This is a genomic window from Aestuariibaculum sp. YM273 (genome assembly GCF_030908365.1).
Lineage (GTDB): Bacteria > Bacteroidota > Bacteroidia > Flavobacteriales > Flavobacteriaceae > Aestuariibaculum > Aestuariibaculum marinum.
In genome coordinates this window covers 1,817,974-1,844,869 of record NZ_CP133090.1, presented here as the reverse complement: position 1 = coordinate 1,844,869, position 26,896 = coordinate 1,817,974, and the positions used below count along the sequence as shown (strand labels likewise).

Below are 26,896 nucleotides of genomic sequence, written 5' to 3'. Positions count from 1 at the left end.
ACAGCATACTTTTTTTGCTTTTTGTTATTTTCTATCCCTTAAAAATAACATCTCAAAATCAAATTACTATATCTGTAAAAAACAGTAAAGGAATAGATCTTAAGGAAGCAAAAGTAGACTTTTCGCCTTCTGTATCTTCTTCTATTTTTAGTACAAAAGATGCCTATAAGTTGATAAACATTCCCAATGGAACCTATTTTCTCTCCATAAGTCATTTAGGCTATAAACCAGCAGTGGATTCCATTAAAATTAACAATAAAGATTTAAAGTTATCCTATATTCTAGAGGACGATTTACTAAACCTCGAGACTGTTGTGATTACTGGAAATTTCAACGCCAAAACCAAATTAGAATCCAGCACTTCTATTAGTTCTCTGGACCAAAAAGAGTTATCAAAAATCGCACCTCGCGGAACAGCTCAAATTCTTCAAAATATTCCAGGTCTGTTTACCGATGCTTCTGCAGGCGAAGTTTTCACAAAGGTTTACACACGCGGTATTTCGGCATCTGCTGAAGACGATATGGGCTGGTACTACGTTTCTCTTCAGGAGGACGGATTACCAATAAGCCTTGTTCAGCATTCTTACTATGCGCCTGATTTGTTTTTTAGAAACGATATAACAACATCAAAACTCGAAGTCATTAGAGGCGGAAGCTCTTCTATTACAGCTATGAATGCTCCCGGTGGTATTTTTAACTTTATCTCTCATAAAAAAAGAAATGCTTTAGGCGGAGATATTCAACTACAATCAGGCATTCAAGGGAATAACAATATGTTTTACAGAATCGATGCTTCTATTGGTAGTCCTATAGGAAACAACTGGTATTTGAACACCGGTGGACACTACAGACAGGATGATGGTGCGAGAAATACCGATTTCACATTTAGTAAAGGAGGGCAGTTTAAATTCAACCTTTTAAAAGAAAATAGTCGAGGCTATTTTAAATTCTACGGAAAACTTCTAAACGACAAAACCAATCGTTACACGGGTGTTGCAGCAACAAATTGGAGGAATCCGCAGCCTGCTTTCGGACAAAGTTTTAAATCGACTGCCTTAATGATGCCCGAATTTAACACTTCTATTCCGGATGGCAGAAACTTATCTTCATCAAATAATTTTAATCCAGGTGAAGGTTTACATGCGCAAGATTACACATTCGGTATAGACCTATCTCAAAAGCTAGGTAAGAACTGGACGATTAAAAACAATATTAAAATTTCAGCTAAAAATGCCAACTGGCAAACATCTATTAGCAATGCTTTTGTTTCTTTAAGCAATCCGTTAGCCTACTTTATAACAGGTGCACAATTCCCCATAGGTCAGATTGTTTTTAGAAATGCTCAATCTGGAAATGAATTAGCCAGAATAGACAATAGTGGCATTTTAAACGGCGAACCATTTCAATATTTAACAGAAGGTCGGCTTCCTAACGATGCCATTATGGGCACATCAACATGGCTGAAAGACAATGAAACCGATGAATTAATTCAGCAACTTACCTTAAAAAAGCAATTTGAAAACCACAATTTAAATTTCGGATTTGCCTCAGGGTTATCTAATACTGCTGTTTTTACGCAAGGTAGTTTTGCTTTCGTAACCTATGAAAACAATCCAAGAATGCTAGCTGTTACTTTAGAAAACCCAAATGAACCAACAATTGCATTGTCCGATGAAAACGGAGTTAGTAATTTCGGTGGTTTGTTCTTTGGGAATAGCAGAGCGAACATAACACAACTGGCAACCTTCGCAAATGATTATTGGAATATTTCAAATAACCTGAGCTTAGACCTCGGACTTCGATTTGAATCTATTACACACAAAGGCAGCAATGACCGCTATGAACCATTTTCGCAAGATGGCGGCTTGGACGACAATCCTAATACCGATTACGACAACAGTGTTTTAACACCAACTGGCAATATAGACTCATTCAATTACACCTATAATTACATCTCCTATTCAGCAGGAATTAATTATAAAGCTTCTAACAAAACAGCACTTTTCACTCGACTTTCAAGTGGTAACAAAGCCCCGGAATTAAATTACTATTTCAATAATTTCTCCAACACTCCAATAAACAGAAAAGGCGAAATTCAGAAAATAAATCAATTAGAACTGGGGTTAAAATCAAGTTTAACCAATTTTTCAATTGCAGGAACTTTGTTTTACAGTCAGCTTAATAAAATTGGAGCATCTAACTTTGAATTTGATGAAACTACCAATGCTGTTTTTTACACCCCTATGCAGTTTAACAGTTCAAAAACAATAGGTTTGGAATGGGAAAGTATTTACTCGCCTTTAAAGAACCTGAAATTCCTATTCAATGGAACTCTTCAAAACCCTAAAACAAAAACATGGACTATTTACAATGCCAATGGAACAGCCGATACTGAAGACGATAGTATAACCAATTACTCAGGAAATACACTTCCATGTAATCCAACCGTCATGTTTAATCTAAGCACGGAATATGAATTTAAAAACATTTCCAGTTTTGTTAAATGGCAATTTATGGGAGAAAGAGAAGCTAACGTGGCTAATGCTTTTCAACTACCTGCTTATAGTATTTTTGATTTTGGAATGACATATAAAATATCAAACAATATTTCAACCAGTTTACTTATTACCAATCTTTTTAATTCAGAAGGTTTAGCCAATTTTTACGGAGCCAATAGTTTTGGAGCCAGTGCCAACGGAATTACAAAAGAATTTATTGAAACCAATCCTAATGCCAGCTTCATTGTAGTACCAGTATTACCAAGAGGTACATTTTTAAAATTAAACTACAAAATTTAATAGATGTTTGCTCTTATAAAAAATAAGATTTAATAGTAAAAATTAAGGGTAAATACATTTAACTAAGTAATAATATTGAACCTAATACTTTAAACACTCTCGAACCAATTAAAAATTATGACAAAACAACTTATACCCCTTATCTTTCTTTTAATTTGTTCTTTCCATTCAATCAACGCACAATGGTCTATACGAGGAAATAAAACCTATAAAAATGCAAGATGGAACCACATTCAATTTTTTAGCGAAGAAGAATGGGATTCTAGTAATTTTGCTTCTGAAAAAGACATGCAATGGTTTAATGATGCTAGATACGGCATGTTTATCCATTTTGGTCTTTCAACGTATATTAAAAAAGACCTTAGTTGGGGCATGTGCTACACAAGAAAAGCGCCTGATGGAGGCCATGGCCCTATTGCAGACTCCGTTTGGGTTACCTATCCTGAACACTTTAAATTTGAAAATTTCGACGCCAAAAAGTGGGTTAAGATTGTCAAAGATGCAGGCATGAAATACATTGTAACCATTGCAAAACATCATGACGGATTTCATATGTGGGATACAAAATATTCCGATTTCAAAGTTACAAATACGCCTTTTGGTAGAGATTACCTCAAAGAAATCGCCGATGCTTGCCATGAAGCGGACATGAAATTCGGAATTTATTATTCACAACGCGATTGGTATCACCCAGATTATGCACCTATAGACACAACGTTGGTTGTTCGTCAAAAAGAAGCTCCTTATTTTCATGCTAAGCCAGGCGTTGAAAAAGTCCTTCCCGGGCCTACACACGATAAATACAAAGCATATCAATTTAATGTGGTTAAAGAATTGTGTTCGAATTACGGGAAGGTGGATGTCTTTTGGTTTGATGCTTCTTGGTGGGGTGGTATGTTTACGGCCGATATGTGGGATTCTGAAGCATTAACCAGAATGATACGTAAATTACAACCAGGAATTATAATTAATAATCGCGCTTCAATTCCCGGAGATTTCGATACACCTGAACAAAAAATTGGCATGTACCAGGAACGCCCTTGGGAAAGTTGCATTACATTAACTCACTCCTGGTCTTATTCTGGAACACCACCAAAATCAAAGGAAAAAATCATAAAAATGATAACATCTACAGCCTGCGGAAATGGCAACATGCTTTTAAGTTGGGGTTCACAATGGAATGGTGCATTTGATGATGTCGAGGTCGAACGATTGGAAGAAGTTGGCCAATGGATGAAAACCTACGGACAATCTATTTACAATACTAAAGGAGGCCCTTGGTATCCTCAAAAATGGGGAGGGAGCACACACCAAGACAAAACCATTTATTTACACATTACCGACAAATCGCTTAATTCATTAAAGCTACCTGCAATTCCTTCAAAAATAAAAAAAGCCCAATTACTTACAGGTGGAGAAATAAGTTTCACTCAAAACAAATCGGAAATTGTTTTTAATCTTTCAAAAGCAAACAAAAACGAAGAAACCATTATTATCGAGCTTACATGCAAAAAAACAATTACCGAAATGACTGGAGACGCTATGTCTAACTCGTTATTTTCAGACCCTTTATACGGTCATGTTATTTCAGATAATGCGACCTTCACATTAAGTTCACAATCACAGGAAGATGATTCCTCTTTCCATAATTTATTATTTTCAAATAAACTATTTAACAGCCCTTTTGCTTTTCATAGTAAAGAAGAAAAAGAAGCTTTTGCAATTATAGATTTAGGGAAAAATTATCAAGTTAAAGGTCTCGATATCTTTAATCAGAAACATTATTTAACAAAGAATCTTAATTTTAGTGTATCTGTTTCAATAGATGGCGAGAACTGGAACAAAATTGAAGATAAAAAAGGAAGCTTTTATCATTGGGAAGTTCCGGTAACCCAATTTAATGCCGGTATTGAATTACCAGGAATTAAAGGGCGATATATAAAAGTTTCTGTAGAGTCCTCCTCTACTGCGGCCCTTCATTTAAAAAAATTACAAGTTTACGGTTCTGAAATTAATGAATAAAAAACTCAGGAATATCTAAAATTGAAACGTATTAAAAACAAAACCAACCTTAATTCTTTAAAATATATTACATGACCCTTATAAAATCCACTTTATTTCTTTTATTTCTTTCAATACAAGTGCTGGTAGCACAAACCGAAGTTCCAATTCCAACACAAGCTCAATTAGAATGGCAAGATGCCGAATTGGTTGCTGTTTTTCACTACGATCTTCATGTATTCGATAACAAACAATACAACCAAAAAATCAACAGAATTACACCGGTTGAGGACATCAATATCTTCAACCCTGAACAACTTGATACCGACCAGTGGATTAAATCGGTTAAAGATGCTGGTTGCAATCTAGCCATTCTTACAGCTACTCATGAAACTGGTTTTGCCTTGTACCAAAGTGATGTTAACCCGTATTGTTTAAAAGCCGTAAAATGGAAAGATGGCAAAGGCGATATTGTAAAGGATTTTGTTGAATCTTGTAGAAAATATGGCGTAAAACCAGGTATTTACATAGGTATCCGCTGGAATTCGTTCTATGGTATTCACGATTTTAAAGTACAAGGAACTGGCTCATTTGCCGAGAATCGCCAAAAGCATTACAACCGTATGTGTGAAGGTATGGTAGACGAGCTTATGTCTCGTTATGGCGATTTGGCTATGGTTTGGTTCGACGGCGGGGCTCATGGTCCGGAACAAGGTGGAGCCGACATTTTACCTATTGCTGAAAAGCATCAAAAAAATATTATTTTTTATCACAATACGCAACGCGCAGATATTCGTTGGGGTGGCAGCGAATCTGGAAAAGTACCTTATCCTAGTTGGGGCACTTATCCATTTCCGTACTCGCATTCTACCAATCAAAAGGTCATTTTTAAAAACAATTTCGAGTTATTAAAGACAGGAGATCCTGATGGCAAATATTACATGCCAGCCATGAGCGATGCCCCGCTTAGAGGTTATAACGGGCGCCATGAATGGTTTTGGGAACCGAATGACGAAGAACATATTTTCCCTTTAGAACACCTAATGGAAATGTATTACAACTCGGTTGGTCATAACAGTTCGCTTATTTTAGGCATTACCCCAGACCCGAACGGACTAATTCCTGAGCCTGATGTAGAACGTCTTAAGGAATTTGGAGATGAAATCAATCGGAAGTTTTCAAACCCGGTTGGAACAACATCTGGGAACAAATCTAAACTATCTATAAAGCTTCCAAAAACTCAAAACATTAATCAAATTGTCTTAGCTGAAAACATTGCCAATGGCGAACGTGTGAGAGCCTTTATTTTAGAAGGAAAAACTAAGGATGGATGGCAAACTATTTTTGAAGGCTCTTGTATCGGACATAAATTCATCCACAAGTTTGATGGGATGAATGTTTCACAAGTGCGTTTAAAAATTACTGAATCTAAAGGAAATCCTGAAATTAAATCTTTTGAAGTTTTCAGCACTGAAAACTAAAACTGTATTCTATACAAAACAAAAAAATCGAGGGTTTAAACCCTCGATTTTTTTTTTCATCTGATTGTATCATATATTTTACAAAATATAATCAGTACTTATAAAATTAGACACTTTTTTATCTAAAAGCTCATTTAAAATAGCTCTGTTATAATCATTGTCTTTAGAAGCGACAAAAGTTCTTATAGAGAATGAACGCAAAGCATCATTTACACTTAAAGTTCCTGAAGCCGAATCCTTTCTTCCTGTAAACGGATAAACGTCTGGCCCTCGCTGACAAGAACTGTTTAAATTAACACGACAAACCAAATTCACCAACGTATCAATTAACGGGGCTAAGGTATGCACATTTTTACCAAATAAACTTACCTGTTGTCCGTAGTTCGATTCAGCCATATCATCTAAAGGTTCTTCAATATCGGAAAAAGACATCACTGGAATTACAGGTCCGAATTGCTCCTCCTGATACACGCGCATCTCTTTATTCACCGGATAAAGCACCGCTGGATAAATGTAATTCTCGGTCGTTTCACCTCCTTTTTCATTTAATATTACAGCTCCTTTTTCTTTAGCGTCATCAATCAACTCCTGAATATATGCTGGTTTTTCCGCTTCTGGTAAGGGAGTTAATTTAACACCATCTTCCCATGGGTTTCCAAATTTCAACTGATCGACTTTATACGAAAAACGTCTGTTAAACTCTTCCGCTACCGACTCATGAACATACACTACCTTTAATGCGGTGCAACGTTGCCCATTGAAAGATAGGGTTCCTGCAATACATTCTTCAACAGCTAAATCTAAATCAGCATCCGGTAATATAATGGCCGGATTTTTTGCCTCCAGTCCTAAAACCATACGTAACCTGTTCCCTTTTGGGTGTTGTGACTGTAGGGCGTTAGCCGATTTACTATTTCCTATTAATGCCAACACATCAATTTTTCCAGACTTCATAATTGGCGCGGCCAAAGTACGACCACGACCATAAACAATATTCACCACACCTTTTGGGAAACTACTTTGAAAAGCTTCTAGCAACGGACTTATTAACAAAACGCCGTGTTTAGCAGGTTTAAAAATTACCGTATTCCCCATGATTAATGCAGGGATAAGTAATGAAAACGTTTCGTTAAGCGGATAATTATATGGCCCTAGGCACAAAACTACTCCTAATGGTCCACGTCGAATATGCGCATAAACACCATCGTTCTTTTCAAATTTTGCAGAATCGCGATCAATTTGTTTATAAGCTTCAATGGTATCGTAAATATAATCTACAGTTCTATCGAATTCCTTTTGCGAATCTGGTAGATTCTTTCCAATCTCCCACATTAACAGTTTTACAATTTCTTCGCGCTTGGTCTTCATTTGCTCCACAAACTTGGTCATGCAAGCAATTCTATCAATCACTTTCATTGTTGGCCATAAACCTTGTCCCTTATCAAAAGCATCTAAAGCTGAATTTAATGATTCCATAGCTTCTTTCTCCCCTAAATTAGGCACGGTACCTAGTAAAGTTGGCTTATAATTTTCGGTTGATGATATTGTAGAATACACTTCGGCCATATCACCATGCCATTCTTTTAACTCGCCAGACACGAGATAACTATTTTGATGTGTGAGTGCAGTTATTTTATATTCTTCAGGTATTTCAGAAAATTTCGTCTTCATATTCAAAATTATTTTCGTTTAAAAACTATGATTAAAGGTACTTATATTTTGATGAAAAGCATTTCAAAATCTTCACATTACCCTTAAAAATATTGCATTATTAACATTAAATTGAAACCTCAAAAAAATAGACAGGGCTATAACGTTTTCGGCTAAAAAAAAAGCAATAAAAAGACAAAGGAAGCTCCAGAGTGTAAAAATGACTAAATAATCTACTTTTATAAACAAAACAACTAATAACTTATGGTATAAAAAAGCGTTAATTTACATTCAAACAAAACAACCACCACATGTATTTAAAACTAAGCATATATTTTTTTGCTATCATTTCATTAATATCCTGCAATTCTAAAAAGCGAACACCCGAAGAAAACAAACCTAACATTATTTACATTCTAGCCGACGATTTAGGCTATGGAGATATTGGCGCCTACGGACAGGAAAAAATTGAAACCCCAAATATTGATTTATTGGCAAAAAACGGTATGCTGTTCACACAACATTATAGCGGTGCGCCTGTCTGCGCTCCGGCACGATCATCATTACTTACCGGAACTCATATGGGACATTCCTATATAAGAGGGAATGATGAATGGCAACGTGGAGAACCTGGCGATGTATGGAACTACCGTAAAGTAGCTGCCGACTCAACCTTAGAAGGTCAGCGTCCATTACCAACAAACACCGTGACCATAGCCAAGCTTTTAAAGCAAGCCGGCTACACGAATGGTATGTTCGGAAAATGGGGATTAGGAGCTCCTCACACCCAATCTATTCCAACCACCATGGGCTTCGATTACTTTTTCGGTTATAATTGTCAGCGTCAGGCACACACATATACCCCATTACATTTATATGAAAACGACAATCGTTACCACTTAGACAACGACACCGTAGCACCAAGCACAAAACTTGACAAAGATGCCGATCCAAACGATCCTGCGAGTTACAGTAAATACAACCAACCGTATTACGCTCCTGATGTTTCTTTTGACAAAATGATTGGCTTTGTTGACTCAGTGGAAAAGGATAAACCATTTTTTATTTACTGGGCATCACCTATTCCGCACATGCCATTGCAGGCTCCTAAAAACTGGGTTGATTATTACATTACGAAATTTGGAGACGAAGAACCTTATATTGGGAAAAAAGGCTACTTCCCTAATCGTTATCCGAAAGCAACTTATGCCGCCATGATTTCCTATTTAGATGAAAACATAGGAAAGCTAATTTCACATTTAAAGGAAATAGGTGAATACGAGAACACACTTATTATATTCACTTCCGATAACGGCCCAACTTATAACGGCGGTACAGATTCCCCTTGGTTTGATAGTGGCAGACCTTTTAAAAGCGACTACGGTCGTGGTAAAGGCTTTGTTTATGAAGGCGGTATTCGCGTGCCTATGATTGCTTCATGGCCTGGAAAAATTAAACCAAACACCACTACCGATCACATCTCTGCGTTTTGGGATGTTATGCCAACATTTTGTGATATCGCTAAAATTGAAACACCTAAAAACACCGATGGTATTAGTTTCTTAAACACGTTAATTCAAAACAAAACTCAGGAAGAACATAATTATTTATACTGGGAGTTTCCTGAGTATAGCGGACAAGTAGCTGTTAGAATGGGGAACTGGAAAATGATTTGGAAAAACATTAAAAAGGGAAATACCGAAGTGGAACTGTATGATCTAAGCAAAGACATAACAGAAGAACTTAATGTAGCTGATGCTCACCGGGAAATCATTAAACACTTCTACGCTATAATAAAAGAAGAACACAGTACCCCTGAAATAGACCGATTTAAAATTGAAGCCGTAGAAAATCTAGTAAATAGTAATCATCAATAAAAAAAGAGCGGTTTTAAAAACCGTTCTTTTCTATATTGGAAATAATAGAACAAGTTAAACCTTACCATTTTTCCCGATAAAGAAGTATAATACCGCTCCTAAAATAGGCACCATAATAATTATGATTGCCCAAACTAACTTATCTATATGATTTTTAAAATTAGAATTCATCAAATTATATAAAGCTAGAATAGTAAAAAGTAGAGGAATAATGAAAATAATGATAAATGGTAGCACCCCCATAACTAAACTTTTAACTTCCCCTGTTTTTATTATGTAATTCAATGGTGGTTTATTAAACTGATGTTCTGAAACTGCCTTTAAAACTTCATGTTCATTAACACCATTTTCAAATAAAATTTGAATTTGCCTGTCTGATGGACTAAGAAATAAAAGCGCTTTGTTTTTATTTATAATTTCAATTTTACTTACCAACTCCTCAGAATTAATAATTTCACTGAATTCTTCAAGTTTAACTGTTTTAACAGAAGTCTCACATCCTAAAAAAGTTAACATTAAACAACAAAACAATGCCGTTAAAAACCTTATATGCATAATAAAAATAAATTTACGACTTCAAAGTATAAAGATTTATCCTACACAACAAGTTTCTGTTAAAATTTTAAGAAAAAAAGAGCAGTTTTTAAAACCGCTCTTTTTTTATACTAGAAACTGAAATAAATCAGGTTTGTTATTTAAGTAATCCCCAAAGAAATTACGTTGTTTCATTTTGGAAATTAAAGGTTCCAGATCCTCGGATGTTTTTAGCTGAATACCAACTACTGCCGAACCATTCTCTCGATTGGTTTTTTTGGCATATTGAAAAAAGGTAATATCGTCGTTTGGCCCCAAAATATCGACCACAAATTCTCTTAACGCTCCTGCTCGTTGTGGGAACTTGACGATAAAATAGTGTTTCAGGTTTGCATATAATAAAGCTCGTTCTTTAATTTCGGCGGTGCGGGTAATATCGTTATTACTACCACTTACTACACAAACCACGTTTTTACCTTTAATTTTTTCTGTATAGAAGTCTAAGGCCGAAATACTCAACGCACCTGCCGGCTCAACCACAATGGCATCCTTATTATAAAGTTCTAAAATGGTTTCACAAACTTTACCTTCCGGCACCGTAATAACATCATGCAAGTTTTCCTTGCAGATCTCAAATGTTAAATCACCCACACGTTTTACTGCTGCCCCATCAATAAATTTCTCAATCTCATCTAATTCGGTATTAACCCCATTTTCAATTGAGGTTTTCATAGATGGCGCTCCTTCCGGCTCTACGCCAATAATTTTTGTGTTTGGAGATAAAGTTTTAAACACCGTTGACAACCCAGAAGCTAATCCGCCACCACCAATAGCGATAAAAACATAATCAATAGGTTCTGTGGCTTGTTCTAAAATTTCAAGTCCGATAGTGGCTTGCCCTTCAATAACCTTTTCATCATTAAAAGGGTGTATAAATGTTTTTTTAAGCTCCTCACATTCTTTCATTGCGGCGTTATTAGCATCGTCGAATGTGTCACCAATAAGCTTAATTTCAATATAATCTTCACCAAACATTTTAACCTGCTGAACCTTTTGATTTGGCGTAGGCGCAGGCATATAAATACTTCCCTTTATTTTTAATAATTTACAAGATAATGCTACACCTTGTGCATGATTTCCAGCACTGGCACATACCACACCATTAGCCGATTCTTCGGCCGTTAACGAACTTATTTTATTATAAGCCCCGCGGATTTTATACGAACGTACCTGCTGTAAATCTTCACGCTTTAAAAAGATGTTAGCATCAAATTGTTTTGAATACCTAAAGGCAGGGCCTAAAGGCGTAACTGCCGATACCTTTTTAATGGTATCGGCAGCTACTTTTACATTATCAATACTAGGAAAATATGTCGTTTTCCCTTTTTCCATAAATGTTTTATTTAATATCTCGCTTTCGCGAAATTATCGATTAAACGATTGGCTTCATAGCCGTCATAGACGCTCTTAAGAACGAACCGATTTTTTCAACTGGATGCTCTCTTAACGCTTTATTAACTGCTATTAACTTCGCGTTATCTACACCTTTTCCGTTATCTTTAGCATAGGCTTTACCAATAACGTCAGTATCAATTTTTGTCATGAAATCAGCTAATAATGGCTTACAAGCATGGTCGAATAAATAACAACCGTATTCTGCAGTATCAGAGATTACGCTGTTCATTTCGTATAATTTACGTCTTGCAATTGTGTTAGCAATAAGCGGTGTTTCGTGTAACGACTCGTAGTAAGCAGATGCATCGATAATACCAGAATCTGTCATGGCTTCGAACGCTAATTCTACACCAGCTCTTACCATAGCCACCATTAACACGCCGTTATCGTAGAACTCTTGTTCAGAGATTTCAACATCTCCAGCAGGTGTTTTTTCGAAAGCTGTTTCTGCAGTAGCCGCTCTCCAAGTTAATAATTTCTCATCACCGTTAGCCCAGTCTTCCATCATACCGCTAGAGAAACGTCCTTCCATAATATCATCCATATGTTTTTGGAATAACGGACGCATGATATCTTTTAATTCTTCTGAAAGTTCGAATGCTTTAATTTTAGCTGGGTTAGAAAGTCTGTCCATCATGTTAGTGATACCTCCATACTTAAGACCTTCCGTAATAGTTTCCCATCCGTACTGGATTAATTTAGAAGCGTAACCAGCATCAATTCCTTTTTCAATCATTTTATCGAAACAAAGAATAGATCCTGTTTGTAACAATCCACATAAAATGGTTTGCTCACCCATTAAATCTGATTTTACCTCAGCAACGAACGATGATGCTAACACACCTGCTCTATCACCTCCAGTTGCAGCAGCATAAGCTTTGGCCTGATCCCATCCTTTTCCTTCTGGATCATTTTCTGGGTGAACAGCAATAAGTGTTGGCACACCAAAACCTCTTTTATACTCTTCTCTTACCTCTGAACCTGGACACTTAGGTGCTACCATGATTACAGTTAAATCTTCACGAATTTGAGTCCCTTCTTCAACAATGTTGAATCCGTGAGAATATGATAATGTTGCTCCTTGTTTCATTAAAGGCATTACCGCTTTTACAACATTAGTGTGTTGCTTATCTGGAGTTAAGTTTAATACTAAATCTGCTGTTGGAATTAACTCTTCGTATGTTCCTACATTAAATCCGTTATCTGTTGCATTTACATAAGAAGCACGCTTTTCTGCAATAGCTTGTGGTCTTAATGCATAAGAAATATCTAATCCAGAATCTCTCATGTTTAACCCTTGGTTAAGCCCTTGCGCACCGCATCCTACGATAACAATTTTTTTGCCTTTTAATGCATTTACACCATCTTCAAATTCTGAAGAGTCCATAAATCTACACTTCGATAATTGGTCTAATTTATCTCTTAACGAAAGTGTGTTAAAATAATTTCCCATTTTTAATTTCTAGTTATTATGATTATTGAATGCCATAAGCATATCGGTTACTCTCATTTCGTCTTTTGTTACTGCAATACGTCCGGCACGTACAAACTGCATAATTCCAAACACATTTAAATCTCTACGTAAAGACTCTATTTCGTGTCTTCTACCCGATTTTTCTAAAACAAAAAACTCTTTATTTACGGTAACAATTCTTGAATTGCTATCCTTAATTATATTTTGAATTTGTGGCTCTTCGAATAATAAAGCCGACTTAATTTTAAACATACAAGACTCGGTGTAAATCGTTTGCTCATCGGTATGATAGTACGCACGAATCACCTCTACTTGCTTTTCAAACTGTCTCACTATTTTCGCAGCCTGAGCTTCTGTAATATTAACAACAATAACAAATCGAAACACATCATCGATTTCAGATTGCGAGGTTGTTAAACTTTCAATATTAATATGTCTACGCTGAAAAATTGCCGAAACGCGGTTTAACAAACCAATGTTGTTTTCGGTATAAAGCGATATCGTATATGATTTTATTTCTTCGTTCATTCTTTCTGATAATTTAGCTTAAACGTACATCTGAAACCGAAGCTCCTGTTGGCACCATTGGGAATACATTATCTTCTTTTTCAACGCAAACCTCAAGGAAATATGAATTTTCTGAAGCAATCATTTCTTTAATCGCATCGGCTAACTCTTCTCTCTTACTAACACGCTTTGCATCTATATGATACCCTTTTGCAATAGTTACAAAATCTGGGTTAGTCATTTCAGTCGACGCATAACGCTTATCGAAGAATAACTGTTGCCACTGACGTACCATCCCTAAGAATTCGTTGTTTAATACCACAATTTTAACCGGTACTTTGGTTTGGAAAATGGTTCCTAACTCCTGAATATTCATTTGGTAACCACCATCACCAATAATAGCAACAACCTCACGATCTGGCGCACCCATTTTCGCTCCAATAGCAGCTGGTAACGCAAATCCCATTGTTCCTAAACCACCTGAAGTTATATTACTTTTCGTCACCTTGAAATCAGCATAACGGCAAGCAATCATTTGGTGCTGACCAACATCAGAAACGATAGCAGCTTGGCCTTTAGTTTCTTCATTAATTTGTCTTAACACTTCCCCCATAGTTAAACCTTCTTTAACCGGGTGAAGATCATTTTTAATTACTTTTTCAAACTCAATAGCGTATAAATCTTTAAACTCCTGCAACCAAGCATCATGAGATTTCGCTTCTAAAAGAGGTAATAGTTGAGCCAAACTATCTTTAGAATCACCTATTACAGCCACATCGGTTTTTACATTTTTATCAACCTCTGCAGGATCTATATCAAAGTGAATAACCTTAGCTTGTTTTGCGTAAGTATCTAATTTTCCAGTAACGCGATCATCAAATCGCATCCCTATCGCGATTAACACATCACATTCATTGGTCAATTTGTTAGGCGCATAGTTTCCGTGCATTCCTACCATACCAATATTTAACGGGTGAGACGTTGGAATAGCCGAAGCTCCAAGAATCGTCCAAGCGGATGGTATACCAGCTTTTTCAACAACAGCTTTTAATTCTTCTTCTGCCTTCCCTAAAATAACACCTTGCCCCCATACAATCATAGGTTTTTTAGCTGCGTTGATTAAATCGGCAGCAGCCTGAACATCGGCTGGATTGGTTTTAGGCACAGGAATATAACTGCGAACACCTTTACATGGTTCGTATTCAAAATCTAATTGCCCCATTTGCGCATCTTTAGTGATATCGACAAGTACTGGACCCGGACGACCGCTCTTAGCAATATAAAAAGCTTTAGCTAAAGCTTTTGGAATATCTGCAGCTTTCGTTACCTGACAATTCCATTTAGTAACCGGTGTAGAAATACCAACGATATCGGTTTCCTGAAACGCATCACTTCCTAACAGATGCGAAAACACCTGACCAGTAATACATACTAAAGGCGTAGAATCGATTTGAGCATCGGCAATACCGGTGACTAAATTCGTAGCTCCCGGCCCTGAAGTTGCCATCGCGACCCCTACTTTACCTGAAATTCGAGCATAACCCTGAGCAGCGTGAGCCGCTCCTTGTTCGTGCCTCGTTAAGACGTGATGAATCTGTTCTTGGAACTTGAACAATTCATCATAAACAGGCATAATAGCTCCTCCCGGATATCCGTAAAGGATGTCTACACCTTCTGCAATTAAGCTTCGTACAACAGCTTCGCTTCCTGAAATACGCATTGTTTTACTTGCCACTTCTTGTGTTTTGTTTTCAGTTTGTGTATTCATAATTCACAATTTATATATGTGATATTCCCGCTTTCGCGGAAACGAAATTTCTAGTTAAAATGCGTCAGTTACACAGCCTTTTGAAGCTGAAGCTACCGATCTTGCATACTTATATAATATTCCTTTTTTGTGCTTTAATTCCGGAGCTACCCAAGCTGCTTTACGCTTAGCCAGTTCCTCTTCAGAAATTAACACATTAATAGAATTATCTTCTGCACTGATTCTAATACGGTCTCCTGTTTCTACTAAACCAATAGCACCACCAGTTTGCGCTTCAGGCGTAATGTGTCCCACCACAAATCCGTGAGTTCCTCCTGAGAATCGACCGTCTGTAATTAAGGCTACGGATTTCCCTAAACCGGCACCCATAATTAAAGAGGTTGGCTTTAACATTTCCGGCATACCAGGACCACCTTTAGGACCTACATAACGGATAACAACCACATCTCCTTTAGCTACTTCTCCGTTAGAAATACCAGTATTCGCAGCTTGCTCTCCATCATAAACCACCGCTTTACCTTCAAACACTAATCCTTCTTTTCCTGAGATTTTTGCTACTGCACCTTCTTCAGCTAAGTTTCCGTAAAGGATTTGTAAGTTACCTGAAGATTTTAAAGCTTTATCGGTTGGATAAATAACATCTTGTTCATCTTCAAACTGAAGCGGCTCAACATCTTTTAAATTTTCAGCTAAAGTTTTACCGGTAACGGTCATACAGTCGCCGTGTAAATACCCTTTATCTAATAAATATTTCATAACGGCAGGTGTTCCACCAATACCGTGAACATCTTCCATTAAGTATTTACCACTCGGTTTTAAATCGGCTATTAACGGCGTTCTATCGCTAACACGTTGGAAATCTTCTAAGGTAAATTCTATATCTGCAGCATGCGCAATCGCCAAGAAGTGTAATACCGCATTGGTAGATCCTCCAAGTGCATTAACAATAGCAATAGCATTTTCAATAGATTTTTTAGAAATGATATCTAAAGGTTTTAAATCTAATTCCAATAAATTTTTAATAGCAACTGCCGTTCTTTCGCTTTCCGATAGTTTGTTTGGATTCTCAGCTGGAATAGATGAGTTGTAAGGTAATGCAAATCCCATACATTCAATCGCTGAAGCCATGGTATTTGCTGTATACATTCCACCACAAGCTCCAGCTCCCGGAATCGCGCTTTTTATAATTTCTCGGTATTCTTCCTCATCAATCTCTCCAGCTACTTTTTGCCCTAAAGCTTCGAATGCCGATACAATATTTAATTTTCTTCCTTTATAATTTCCAGAGGCAATGGTACCGCCATACATCATAATCGACGGACGATTTAAACGTAACATCGCAATAACAGCACCTGGCATATTTTTATCACATCCTACTACAGAAATAAGCGCATCGTAACTTTGTGCATTCACAACTGTTTCAATAGAATCTGCAATGATATCGCGAGAAGCTAAAGAATAATTCATCCCTGACGTTCCCATGGAAATACCATCACTTACACCAATAGTATTAAACCCTAAACCGACTAATCCCGCAATATTACACTCAACCTTGACCTCATCTTTAAGGCTGTTTAAGTGCATATTACAAGGGTTACCATCGTAACCTGTACTTGCAATACCCACCTGAGCTTTTTTCATATCCTCATCGGTTAACCCTACCGCATACAGCATAGCCTGTGAAGCTGGTTGAGATTCATCTTGCGTAAGTCGTTTACTGTGTTTATTAAGTTCTTTCATTTTTATTAAAGATATTCTACAATCTATCCTTTATTATATTTAATACTTTATATTTTTAAGATTTACTCTATAAATAATCTAACTTCTAAATTGAGTTTCGAAATTAAACCTTTAGGTTTTTAATTCTCATTTCCTTTAATTTTAAAGGTTAAATCCACTGCATTAAAAAATTATTTAAATAATTGATTTACAGTTTTTTAACAAGAAAATTTTATGATGTCCAAAAATTAAAATAATCGCATAAAAAAAGCCTTCCAAAACGGAAGGCTCTTAATATTTATACAAATGTTTTAACAATAGCCTTCCTATCCTTGCGAAATAATCACAATGACAATAATAGAAATGCTAATTAAAATCTGGTTTCTCATAATTCTTGAACAACAAATATTTAAAATATTTATTTAACCACCAATTAAATCCTTAAAAAAAACAAAACTAATTCTCTATTCCTTATTATTTTTTTACTTTTGCCCTCGAAAATTAACAGAGGAAAGATTTGACTGATTGCAACCTCTTTGTATAAATTCTGATTTATAAACATTTAAAAACGAATTATGTACAAGCAAAAATGCTAAAGGCAGTGTAAACTTCCTTCGACGTTATCCGTCAAATCTTAGTATAAAAATAGTTTTATGGCATATTTATTTACTTCGGAAAGTGTTTCTGAAGGCCACCCAGATAAGGTCGCAGATCAAATTAGCGACGCTTTAATTGACAATTTTTTAGCTTTTGATAAAGAGTCGAAAGTAGCATGCGAAACACTTGTAACAACAGGACAGGTTGTTCTTGCCGGAGAGGTAAAATCACATACCTATCTTGATGTTCAAAAAATTGCCAGAGACACCATTAATAGTATTGGGTATACTAAAGGCGAATATATGTTCGACGGCAACTCTTGTGGGGTATTTTCTGCAATACATGAGCAGTCTGACGATATTAACCGAGGTGTAGACCGTGCTTCAAAAGAAGAACAAGGTGCAGGAGATCAGGGAATGATGTTTGGTTACGCCACTAACGAAACCGAAAATTTCATGCCCTTGGCTTTAGATTTATCGCACCGCATCTTAAAAGAGCTTTCAGATTTACGTCGTGAAAATGACGAAATCACCTATTTAAGACCCGATTCTAAAAGTCAGGTAACTATTGAATATAGTGATGACAACATTCCACAGCGTATCGATGCTATTGTTGTTTCTACACAGCATGACGATTTCGGTGACGATGATACCATGTTAGCTAAAATTAGAAAAGATATCGTAGAGATTTTAATTCCTAGAGTTGTTGCTAAATTACCAGAACAAATTCAGGTCTTATTCAATGACGATATTAAATACCACATTAATCCGACTGGTAAATTCGTAATTGGAGGGCCACACGGTGATACCGGACTTACTGGCAGAAAAATTATTGTGGATACCTACGGTGGAAAAGGCGCTCATGGTGGTGGGGCATTTTCAGGAAAAGACCCAAGTAAAGTAGATCGTAGTGCCGCTTATGCGACGCGTCATATTGCTAAAAACTTAGTTGCTGCTGGTGTTGCCGATGAAATTTTAGTACAGGTTAGTTATGCCATTGGTGTTGTTGAACCAATGGGTATTTTTATTAACACCTATGGTACTTGTCCGTTTAACATGACCGACGGTGAAATCGCTGAGAAAGTTTCTGAAATTTTCGATATGAGACCATTCGCTATAGAAGAGCGTTTAAAACTAAGAAACCCTATTTATAGTGAAACGGCTGCTTACGGACACATGGGACGCACTAATGAAACCATTACCAAAACCTTTACTCAGCCAACTGGCGAAAGCGTTACTTTAGATGTGGAATTATTCACATGGGAAAAATTAGATTATGTAGATCAAGTGAAAGAAGCTTTCAATTTATAATCTGCAATTCGTTAATAAAAATTAAAAAACTCCGTAACTTTAAACTTACGGAGTTTTTTATTCCTTCAATTTTAATCATGCTACAAAAACTAACCCTCCTACTTATTTCAATAATCACCTTAACGTCGTGCGCTACGAAAAAAACATGGTTAAGCGATAACGCGCAACGAGAAATCACCTTTAAAACCCACGAATCTAAATCGCCCGTAAAGGATGTTAACGGCCATTATTTAACCATTGTTTATCTTGAAAATTTGGGATTTGAAAAGCTTGGAGGTTACACCAATTCTGAAAATGTAAAATGGTTACTTAACGAAGGCTATCGCGTTATCGAACTAAATTACAAGAAGAATCCAGAAGCCATTGGTTCCAAAATCAATAAAGACATTATAGCTATCAACAATGCTTTAGCAAAAGGTGATTTTTGTGGATTTACCGATTGCTCCATAATTCAATCTTATATTTTATTTGAAGGCTACCGCATAAAACGAAACATTCCTTATTTTAAAGACGACCCTACGGTTTATAACCGACCTGACCAATACACCGAAGGCGATATGCTGAATATGGACATCATCTACCCGGCCAACCCTTCAAAACCAGTGCCGACTATTTTATCCTTTTCATATAGCAACAGCTATGCAACGTTTGATAAAGAAAAAAACACATTAACCAACATCCACAAAAACTTCAGAACGTTTTTACCTTATACATTTGCAGGCTTTAACGATTCATTTTTGGAAGGGACACCAGCACACGGTATGGCCTGGGCAATCGCCGATCACCCCAAATACTGCTCTTGGGGAAGTGGCAAACCTGCAGGAGGTCCAAACGACACCTATAAATCTTACGAAACCAACCCAGATACAGCACAAAAAGTAAAATCTGCTATTCGTACTTTACGTAACTTAACTCATGAATTAGAACTTTCTGAAAATATTGGAATTTATGGATTCTCCCGTGGTTCTACGGCCGGTTCCATGGCAATAGGCGACAAATCGGTTCCTTTATTTGAAAATGCAGGCTTTAATATTGGAGTTTCAGACGATGTGCAAGTCGCTGCGCTTGGCCCTGGTGTATTCGATTATACTCAAATCTATAATACGCTTGACGATGGTGATGGCAATTTAGAACTGCGCTGCCCTTGGGCTTGGGGAGATTTAGAAGATAATTATGAACTATGGAAAAGTATGGGATCTGAATATCTTGTTGAAACATCTTCAACCGCTCCAGTTTTGTTTTTTTACAACACGACAGATGATGCATACTATCAAGACCAAATACAACACCTAAAAACAAAACTAGATAAACTTGGTGTACCAAACCAGACCCTTACCGATTACGGAACGGGTCATGCGGTGCCGCAAAGAGAAAAGGATTTAGAAACGTTATATACATTCTTCAAACAGTATTTAAATCCTCCGACTGTAGTGCTTAAAAATTAACAGAAGTCTATAAAATAAAAAAGCCTGCTTAATGCAGGCTTTTCAGTTTTGTGGGAAGAGCAGGATTCGAACCTGCGAAGACATAGTCAGCAGATTTACAGTCTGCCCTCGTTGGCCGCTTGAGTATCTTCCCAAAACCGGGTGCAAATATATATTAGTTTATTAAACTACACAACACAAATTTCATGCTTTTTCAAAAAAAATATTCAACCTCATAATTCACAAGGATTTAAAAATTATTTTTTTTCAAAAAATCGAAATATTTATTAATTAAAATCTACGTTGACCCTCGCGAGATCTAAATTGCATACGCATTTCGTCTGTTTTTTTCTTAACCAGTGCTTCGTAATCTGCTTTAGTGATCTCCTTTCCATCTGAAGGAATTTCAATTTCAACTTTTTCCTCTGGATTCATGACTATTTTAGAACAGTATAATGTTTTATTATCAACCGTAATTTCTAGTATTAATCCTGGTAACCCCCAATAATCTTCTGGCCCTTGATTTACCGGAATTTGCAAAGAATACCACGCTTCAATTTCTACTTCTCTGTTAGCCGGCACCTCTTCTCCTTCTTCTCCTTGCTCCGGCGGCCTTCTAAAACTTCCTGGTCCTACATTTGGAATATCACGCTTGGCAGTCGCCTTAAAACACATGTAATCCCCTATCTTTTTTGTTTCACTGCCCATAACCCAGTTATGTTTAGGTAAATCATCTTTTATTAAAAACTGTTTACCAAAAAACTCCTGATCCTGAACTAACTTTTGATCTTTAACATTCTTGTATTGTGGTCCTGGCGTAAAACTATTCATCATACCTCTCCATCGTCCTCCGCCTGAAGATTCTTTTTCAACTTCTTTATAAAAGGACTCTACTTGATTAAAGGTCAAAATAAAAGTATTATCGAAGATTTCTTTCATCCGTTCAATGCGTCGTTTAATGCGCTCAGGATCTTCATTTTCTCCAAATGCAGACGCATCTATTTCTCGGGAAGAACTATAATAAGCAATACCTTGAACATCCTTTTGCGCCCAGGATATTACTGAAGTAAGTAACACCGAAGCGAAAGTCAGAATTTTTAAATGTTTCATTTTCATAAGTTGATATTTTATTTGAAAAGTTAACAATAGACCTTAATTAAAGTTGAGTTTATTTCTTCTTAGATATCAAAAATAAGATTAAGTTTAATTACACTATGTTAAATTATAACTAAAAACTTAATAGAGAGAATGCCATATAATTTAAAATACAACCAAATAATCCTACCAAAAACCATCTGATTGTTAAAAACATTGGTCGTTTTTTGTATTTTTGATTTCTACATGAAAAATTTAATATATCTAATTGCCTTTTTATCACTCTCAATATATTCTCAGGAATTTGTTGAGACTTCGTTTATAAAAGATACGCATCTGGAAGCCGATAGATTTGTGAGCGTCTCAAGTTTTGATGCTACGTTTTATATTTTCGATAATGTTTTATTTAAAAAGGAAAAAAACTCGAAAGGCATTGATGTTGGTTACAACAACTTCCAACTAGGCGACATTACTTCTGTAAACACCTTCAACCCGTTAAAAATTAATTTGTTTTACAAAGACTTCAACACGGTTATTATTTTAGACAACCGCATGGCAGAAATCTCCAAAATCGATTTTAATGCTTTAGAAGAACAAAAATACGTGACCCATGTTTCTACGGGTTATGACAACACCATTTGGGTATTCAACCAAAACAACCAACAATTAGAGCTTTTCGACTACAAAACGAAAACCACACGTGCAAAATCAATGCCTATACAAAGTAATGTGTTAGACATAAAAAGTAATTACAACACCTGTTGGGTACTTACCGAAAAGTTTCTGTATATCTATAATTACTTTGGTAGTTTAGTTAAAAAAGTGAAGAATAAAGGCTACACCTCCTTCGAGCAAAGCAATGAAAATCTATTCCTAAAAAAAGGCAATAAACTCTTTTATTTAAAAAACGAATCTGATAATTTTATCCCTATTAAATTGCCAAATTTAATGATAAATGCGTTTTTCGTAACCAACGAAACCTTGTATATTTACGATAACGAAACCCTACATGAATACCAAATAAAAACCATCTAACGCTATGCATATTGCTATTGCCGGAAATATTGGCGCAGGAAAAACCACACTCACAAAATTACTCGCAAAACATTATAATTGGGAAGCACAGCTGGAAGATGTTGTAGATAATCCGTACTTAGACGATTTTTACAACCAGATGGAACGTTGGAGTTTTAACCTTCAGGTCTACTTTTTAAATAGCCGTTTTCGTCAGATTTTACAAATTCGCGAAAGCGGAAAAGATATCATTCAAGATCGAACCATTTACGAAGACGCTCATATTTTTGCACCTAACTTACATGCTATGGGCTTGATGACCAATCGCGATTTTGAAAATTACCGCTCCCTTTTCGAATTGATGGAATCTCTAGTTCAAGGACCTGATATTTTAATTTATTTACGCAGTTCAATTCCTAATTTAGTATCACAGATTCAAAAGCGCGGTCGTGAATACGAAAACTCGATAAGTATTGATTATCTAAGCCGACTTAACGAACGTTATGAAGCCTGGATACATGGATACAATAAGGGTAAATTATTAATTATAGATGTTGATAAATTAGATTTCGTTTCCAACCCTGAAGATTTAGGCTATGTTATTAACACGATTGACGCTGAAATAAACGGCTTATTTTAGTATTTTTGCGCCCATAATTATTATTAATATAATGTCGGCAGCAAAAACTTTAGCTCTTTTAGTTGTTTTTATTTTCAGTACAATTACAACTACTCAAGCACAGAAAGACTCAACAAATACAAAAGAAAAAGGTCACATATGGCGAAACCTTAAATACGACGGTGGCTTTGTTCTTAAAAGTGTAGGCAACGGTTTCACACAACCTTTACGTTGGCAAAAGAAAGACTTTTTAACTGCAGCCGGAATTATTGCGGGTACAGGCTTACTTTATGCAGCAGATCATGATGCTCATACCTATTTTCTTGAACAAAATGAAAATGCACCTCAAGTATTAAAAAAATTTGGCTGGTACTTTGGTAGCCCTCAAAACTTCTTTATGGTCTCGGCAGGTATTTATGGATTTGGTCTTTTAACCGATAACGAAAAAGTACGCGAAACCGGCGTATTAATTATTGGTTCGGCAGTAACTTCAGGCATTATTCAAACGCTATCCAAAAATATTGTGGGACGTGCGCGCCCGACCGATGGTGACAGAAATGATTTCGACATGTTTTCTAAAGAACCTGGATACCATTCTTTTCCTTCGGGGCACACTATTTTATCGGTTTCTATGGCACACGCCATTGCCAAACAATTTGATAATATTTGGGTGAAAGCCGGTATTTATGCCGTTGGTTCTATTGCGCCTATATCCCGTTTATGGGCCGGGGCACATTGGCTTAGTGATGTAGGGCTTGGCTACGCTATTGCTATTGTGACTGTTGATGGTGTAGACAACTTCATGAAGAAAAAATCAGCTTATTCATACGCAAATCAAAACGACAAAATTAGTTGGCAATTTAAAGCCGGTTATGGGACTTTAGGAGTTGTGGGAACGTTTTAAAATGAAAATTTTCAATTTAACTCAGCATTTCGGATAAATTATAACACTATTTATAAGGTTTTTAACATTTAATTACCACTTTTAAGCGGATTGAATATATATTTTCGTGGCTTCATAAAAAATCTGTCGATCTTAAACCATGAAAAAAATTACCTTATTTTTTATGTTAGCCGTACTTGCTAACACCTCCTTTTCCCAGGAACAAAAGGAAAACCTAACACCAACCCCCAATTACAAATTAGCCACTAAATTTTCTCCTAGAAATCTTGCCAAAATGGTGCACTCTACAGCGGTGCAACCACACTGGTTGGAAAGTGGGAATCGTTTTTGGTACCAGTATAAAACTTCCGAAGGCTCTAACTATTATATTGTAGATGCCGATAAAAGAACTAAAAAGAAGCTGTTCGATAATGCAAAAATGGCAAAGTGGTTAACCGAAATTACTAAAGACCCCTACGATGCCAAACACCTGCCTAAATTCAATTTTGAATTTGTTGATAACGACACCGCTATCCGTTTCAAATTAACATCGAATGAAGAAGTTGAAATTGTTGAAGAAAAAGACAAGAAAGAAACAGATTCTACACAAGCCGATTCTACCAAAACTAAAAAGGAGAAAAAGAAAGCTCCTAAAATGGAGAAGAAAAAATATTTTCTTGAATACAAATTAGGATCTGATGGTTTAACCATTTTAGAAAACGAAAAGGAGAAAAAAGAACCTTGGAAAAAATGGGCAAACGTATCGCCGGACAGTACCGTAGTTTTATTCTCTAAAAACCACAACCTGTATTGGATGGATAAAGAAAACTTCCTTAAAGTTGTAAAAAACGAAAAAGATACGACCATTGTCGAAAACCAGTGGACCACCGACGGCGAACGCTATTTTGGATACGGTGGTAGCGACAAGGAAGAAAGCAACCCTACGAAACCTGCAGACACTACCAAACGAGAAGCTATTCGTGGTTACTGGTCTCACGACTCTAAAAAATTCGTATTTGCAAGAAGAGATTCAAGACATATTAAAGATTTATGGGTAATCAACTCGGTTGCAAAAGGACGTCCTGAACTTGAAACTTATAAATACCACATGGCAGGCGAACCAGAGTTCTACAAAACCAGCGTTTTAATCTTTGATATGCCTTCAAAAGATGTCACTACGGTGCAGTTAGACAGCACGGTTCAACAAACTATTGGTATTTATTCACATCAATACAAAAAGACCGATAAAAGTGAACACAAACCCCGTTTATTACTATCCGAAAAAGATAAGATCTATTTCAGTACGGTAAGTCGCGACCGAAAACGCTTAGATATTCAAGTTGCCGATATCAATACAGGGGAAGTAAAAACCATAATTGAAGATCACTTTAACACCTATGTAGACAAGAAAAACATCGTATTATTAAATAACGAAACTGAGATTCTACACTGGTCTGAACGCGATGGCTGGGGACATTTCTACCTGTATGATGCTAACGGAAAATTAAAAAATCAGGTGACCTCAGGAGAATTTCATGTTGATGATTTTAAAGGTATCGATGAAAATACACGTACCGTTTATTTTGTAGCTACAGGGGTAAATAAAGATGAAGACCCGTATTACGAGCATTTATATAAGGTAAACCTTAACGGAAGTGGACTTAAATGCTTAAACGAAGGGGATTACAATAACAGCATCGATTTATCGGATTCTAATCTTTATTTTGTTAACAATTATTCAAGAGTTAACAGTACACCAAAATCAGAACTTAGAAACAGTAACGGATCGGTAATTTTAGAATTAGAAGAAGCCGACTTATCACAACTTATGGCGGCAGGTTACAAATTCCCTGAACCATTTAAATTGAAAGCAGCTGATGGCATTACCGATTTGTATGGTGTTATGTACAAGCCTTACGATTTCGATGAGACTAAAAAATATCCGATTTTAGAATACGTTTATCCTGGTCCGCAAACTGAAGCCGTAAACAAATCGTTCTCGGTAAGCATGCACAACACCGATCGTATGGCACAAGTTGGATTTATTGTGGTCACTGTTGGTAACCGTGGTGGTCATCCGGCGCGTTCTAAATGGTATCACACCTATGGCTACGGAAACCTTAGGGATTACGGTTTAGAAGACAAAAAATATGTTGCCGAGCAATTAGCTGATAAATACAATTATATAGATATTAACAAAGTTGGAATTTACGGTCACTCAGGTGGTGGATTCATGTCTACTGCCGCCATGTTAGTATACCCAGACTTCTTTAAAGTTGCAGTTTCTTCTGCCGGAAACCACGATAATACAATCTATAACAGCTGGTGGAGTGAAACACATCATGGTATTAAGGAAGTTATTGGAGCTAACGATAAAATTTCATATAAATACAACATTGATAAAAACCAATCGTTGGTAAGAAACTTAAAAGGAAAACTAATGTTAGTTACTGGTGATATTGACAACAACGTACACCCAGCATCTACAATCCGTGTAGCTGATGCGCTAATAAAAGCTAACAAACGTTTCGATTTTATGGTTATGCCAGGACAACGTCATGGTTTTGGCCATATGTATGAATACTTCTTCTGGTTGAAAGCGGATTATTTCAGTAAATATCTTTTAGGTGTTGAAGTAACCGATACCGATATTAAAGAAATGAATATCGATGTCCCTAGAAAATATTAAA

General features: G+C 36.3%; 18 protein-coding genes and 1 tRNA gene. 10 read left to right on the top strand and 9 right to left on the bottom strand.

Features of this window, described 5'->3' with window-relative positions; genetic code table 11:
- Positions 1 to 14: 14 nt before the first annotated feature.
- The 3 genes from RBH94_RS07875 (at position 15) to RBH94_RS07865 (ending at position 6,280) form a co-directional block, all read left to right on the top strand.
- On the top strand, positions 15 to 2,798 hold the full coding sequence (locus RBH94_RS07875) for a TonB-dependent receptor domain-containing protein (RefSeq protein WP_307883104.1): 2,784 nt from the start codon (positions 15 to 17) through the stop codon (positions 2,796 to 2,798).
- A gap of 117 nt (positions 2,799 to 2,915) precedes the next feature.
- On the top strand, positions 2,916 to 4,820 hold the full coding sequence (locus tag RBH94_RS07870) for an alpha-L-fucosidase (protein WP_307883103.1): 1,905 nt from the start codon (positions 2,916 to 2,918) through the stop codon (positions 4,818 to 4,820).
- Positions 4,821 to 4,891: 71 nt separating this feature from the next.
- A complete protein-coding gene (locus tag RBH94_RS07865; protein ID WP_307883102.1) occupies positions 4,892 to 6,280 on the top strand; it encodes an alpha-L-fucosidase in 1,389 nt (462 codons plus the stop codon).
- Positions 6,281 to 6,358: 78 nt separating this feature from the next.
- Here the strand turns inward: RBH94_RS07865 and RBH94_RS07860 are convergent, their stop codons facing one another.
- Positions 6,359 to 7,951, bottom strand: coding sequence for an NADP-dependent glyceraldehyde-3-phosphate dehydrogenase (locus tag RBH94_RS07860; protein ID WP_307883101.1), 1,593 nt, complete (start codon positions 7,949 to 7,951; stop codon positions 6,359 to 6,361).
- 290 nt (positions 7,952 to 8,241) lie between these two features.
- On the opposite strand from RBH94_RS07860, the gene RBH94_RS07855 reads away from it, so the two are divergent.
- The gene (locus RBH94_RS07855; RefSeq protein ID WP_307883100.1) at positions 8,242 to 9,807 is read left to right on the top strand and encodes an arylsulfatase; all 1,566 of its coding nucleotides are present in this window, start codon (positions 8,242 to 8,244) and stop codon (positions 9,805 to 9,807) included.
- A gap of 54 nt (positions 9,808 to 9,861) precedes the next feature.
- Here the strand turns inward: RBH94_RS07855 and RBH94_RS07850 are convergent, their stop codons facing one another.
- From RBH94_RS07850 to ilvD, 6 genes are all read right to left on the bottom strand, one after another.
- Positions 9,862 to 10,323 carry a PLD nuclease N-terminal domain-containing protein gene (locus tag RBH94_RS07850; protein WP_307883099.1) on the bottom strand — a complete coding sequence of 154 codons (462 nt, stop codon included), beginning with the start codon at positions 10,321 to 10,323 and terminating at the stop codon, positions 9,862 to 9,864.
- Between the two features lie 144 nt (positions 10,324 to 10,467).
- Positions 10,468 to 11,733 carry a threonine ammonia-lyase IlvA gene (ilvA, locus tag RBH94_RS07845; protein ID WP_307883098.1) on the bottom strand — a complete coding sequence of 422 codons (1,266 nt, stop codon included), beginning with the start codon at positions 11,731 to 11,733 and terminating at the stop codon, positions 10,468 to 10,470.
- 40 nt (positions 11,734 to 11,773) lie between these two features.
- Positions 11,774 to 13,249 (bottom strand): ketol-acid reductoisomerase, encoded by a 1,476-nt coding sequence (gene ilvC / locus RBH94_RS07840; RefSeq protein ID WP_188223927.1) that lies wholly within the window; start codon positions 13,247 to 13,249, stop codon positions 11,774 to 11,776.
- 9 nt (positions 13,250 to 13,258) lie between these two features.
- Positions 13,259 to 13,798, bottom strand: a complete 540-nt coding sequence (gene ilvN / locus RBH94_RS07835) for an acetolactate synthase small subunit (protein WP_188223926.1) — start codon at positions 13,796 to 13,798, stop codon at positions 13,259 to 13,261.
- A 13-nt stretch (positions 13,799 to 13,811) separates the two neighbouring features.
- Positions 13,812 to 15,545 carry a biosynthetic-type acetolactate synthase large subunit gene (gene ilvB, locus RBH94_RS07830; protein ID WP_307883097.1) on the bottom strand — a complete coding sequence of 578 codons (1,734 nt, stop codon included), beginning with the start codon at positions 15,543 to 15,545 and terminating at the stop codon, positions 13,812 to 13,814.
- A gap of 54 nt (positions 15,546 to 15,599) precedes the next feature.
- Positions 15,600 to 17,285 (bottom strand): dihydroxy-acid dehydratase, encoded by a 1,686-nt coding sequence (gene ilvD, locus RBH94_RS07825; RefSeq protein ID WP_307883096.1) that lies wholly within the window; start codon positions 17,283 to 17,285, stop codon positions 15,600 to 15,602.
- A gap of 632 nt (positions 17,286 to 17,917) precedes the next feature.
- Between ilvD and metK the strand changes: the two genes are divergently transcribed.
- Together metK and RBH94_RS07815 are read left to right on the top strand one after the other, a co-directional pair.
- The gene (metK, locus tag RBH94_RS07820; protein WP_307883095.1) at positions 17,918 to 19,171 is read left to right on the top strand and encodes a methionine adenosyltransferase; all 1,254 of its coding nucleotides are present in this window, start codon (positions 17,918 to 17,920) and stop codon (positions 19,169 to 19,171) included.
- A gap of 77 nt (positions 19,172 to 19,248) precedes the next feature.
- Entirely contained in the window at positions 19,249 to 20,616 is a 1,368-nt protein-coding gene (locus tag RBH94_RS07815) for a S9 family peptidase (protein ID WP_307883094.1), read from the top strand.
- A 51-nt stretch (positions 20,617 to 20,667) separates the two neighbouring features.
- Here RBH94_RS07815 and RBH94_RS07810 read toward each other — a convergent pair.
- A tRNA-Tyr gene (locus RBH94_RS07810) sits at positions 20,668 to 20,749 on the bottom strand.
- A gap of 137 nt (positions 20,750 to 20,886) precedes the next feature.
- Positions 20,887 to 21,705, bottom strand: coding sequence for a GLPGLI family protein (locus RBH94_RS07805; protein ID WP_307883093.1), 819 nt, complete (start codon positions 21,703 to 21,705; stop codon positions 20,887 to 20,889).
- Between the two features lie 231 nt (positions 21,706 to 21,936).
- Between RBH94_RS07805 and RBH94_RS07800 the strand changes: the two genes are divergently transcribed.
- From RBH94_RS07800 to RBH94_RS07785, 4 genes are all read left to right on the top strand, one after another.
- Positions 21,937 to 22,725, top strand: a complete 789-nt coding sequence (locus RBH94_RS07800; protein ID WP_188223920.1) for a hypothetical protein — start codon at positions 21,937 to 21,939, stop codon at positions 22,723 to 22,725.
- Between the two features lie 4 nt (positions 22,726 to 22,729).
- Positions 22,730 to 23,344: a deoxynucleoside kinase gene (locus RBH94_RS07795; protein WP_307883092.1), complete on the top strand. Its 615-nt coding sequence runs from the start codon at positions 22,730 to 22,732 to the stop codon at positions 23,342 to 23,344.
- Positions 23,345 to 23,375: 31 nt separating this feature from the next.
- Entirely contained in the window at positions 23,376 to 24,227 is an 852-nt protein-coding gene (locus RBH94_RS07790; RefSeq protein WP_307883091.1) for a phosphatase PAP2 family protein, read from the top strand.
- Between the two features lie 139 nt (positions 24,228 to 24,366).
- Positions 24,367 to 26,895 (top strand): DPP IV N-terminal domain-containing protein, encoded by a 2,529-nt coding sequence (locus tag RBH94_RS07785; RefSeq protein WP_307883090.1) that lies wholly within the window; start codon positions 24,367 to 24,369, stop codon positions 26,893 to 26,895.
- Position 26,896 lies beyond the last annotated feature (1 nt).

What these genes read in the sequence shown, in the direction of transcription:
- RBH94_RS07805 (WP_307883093.1), bottom strand. Translation starts at nt 21,705, where the DNA reads ATGAAACATTTAAAAATTCTGACTTTCGCTTCGGTGTTACTTACTTCA.
- RBH94_RS07815 (WP_307883094.1), top strand. Translation starts at nt 19,249, where the DNA reads ATGCTACAAAAACTAACCCTCCTACTTATTTCAATAATCACCTTAACG.
- RBH94_RS07860 (WP_307883101.1), bottom strand. Translation starts at nt 7,951, where the DNA reads ATGAAGACGAAATTTTCTGAAATACCTGAAGAATATAAAATAACTGCA.
- ilvN (WP_188223926.1), bottom strand. Translation starts at nt 13,798, where the DNA reads ATGAACGAAGAAATAAAATCATATACGATATCGCTTTATACCGAAAAC.
- RBH94_RS07785 (WP_307883090.1), top strand. Translation starts at nt 24,367, where the DNA reads ATGAAAAAAATTACCTTATTTTTTATGTTAGCCGTACTTGCTAACACC.
- RBH94_RS07795 (WP_307883092.1), top strand. Translation starts at nt 22,730, where the DNA reads ATGCATATTGCTATTGCCGGAAATATTGGCGCAGGAAAAACCACACTC.
- RBH94_RS07850 (WP_307883099.1), bottom strand. Translation starts at nt 10,323, where the DNA reads ATGTTAACTTTTTTAGGATGTGAGACTTCTGTTAAAACAGTTAAACTT.
- RBH94_RS07855 (WP_307883100.1), top strand. Translation starts at nt 8,242, where the DNA reads ATGTATTTAAAACTAAGCATATATTTTTTTGCTATCATTTCATTAATA.
- metK (WP_307883095.1), top strand. Translation starts at nt 17,918, where the DNA reads ATGGCATATTTATTTACTTCGGAAAGTGTTTCTGAAGGCCACCCAGAT.
- ilvB (WP_307883097.1), bottom strand. Translation starts at nt 15,545, where the DNA reads ATGAATACACAAACTGAAAACAAAACACAAGAAGTGGCAAGTAAAACA.
- RBH94_RS07800 (WP_188223920.1), top strand. Translation starts at nt 21,937, where the DNA reads ATGAAAAATTTAATATATCTAATTGCCTTTTTATCACTCTCAATATAT.
- RBH94_RS07865 (WP_307883102.1), top strand. Translation starts at nt 4,892, where the DNA reads ATGACCCTTATAAAATCCACTTTATTTCTTTTATTTCTTTCAATACAA.
- RBH94_RS07870 (WP_307883103.1), top strand. Translation starts at nt 2,916, where the DNA reads ATGACAAAACAACTTATACCCCTTATCTTTCTTTTAATTTGTTCTTTC.
- ilvC (WP_188223927.1), bottom strand. Translation starts at nt 13,249, where the DNA reads ATGGGAAATTATTTTAACACACTTTCGTTAAGAGATAAATTAGACCAA.
- ilvA (WP_307883098.1), bottom strand. Translation starts at nt 11,733, where the DNA reads ATGGAAAAAGGGAAAACGACATATTTTCCTAGTATTGATAATGTAAAA.
- RBH94_RS07790 (WP_307883091.1), top strand. Translation starts at nt 23,376, where the DNA reads ATGTCGGCAGCAAAAACTTTAGCTCTTTTAGTTGTTTTTATTTTCAGT.
- ilvD (WP_307883096.1), bottom strand. Translation starts at nt 17,285, where the DNA reads ATGAAAGAACTTAATAAACACAGTAAACGACTTACGCAAGATGAATCT.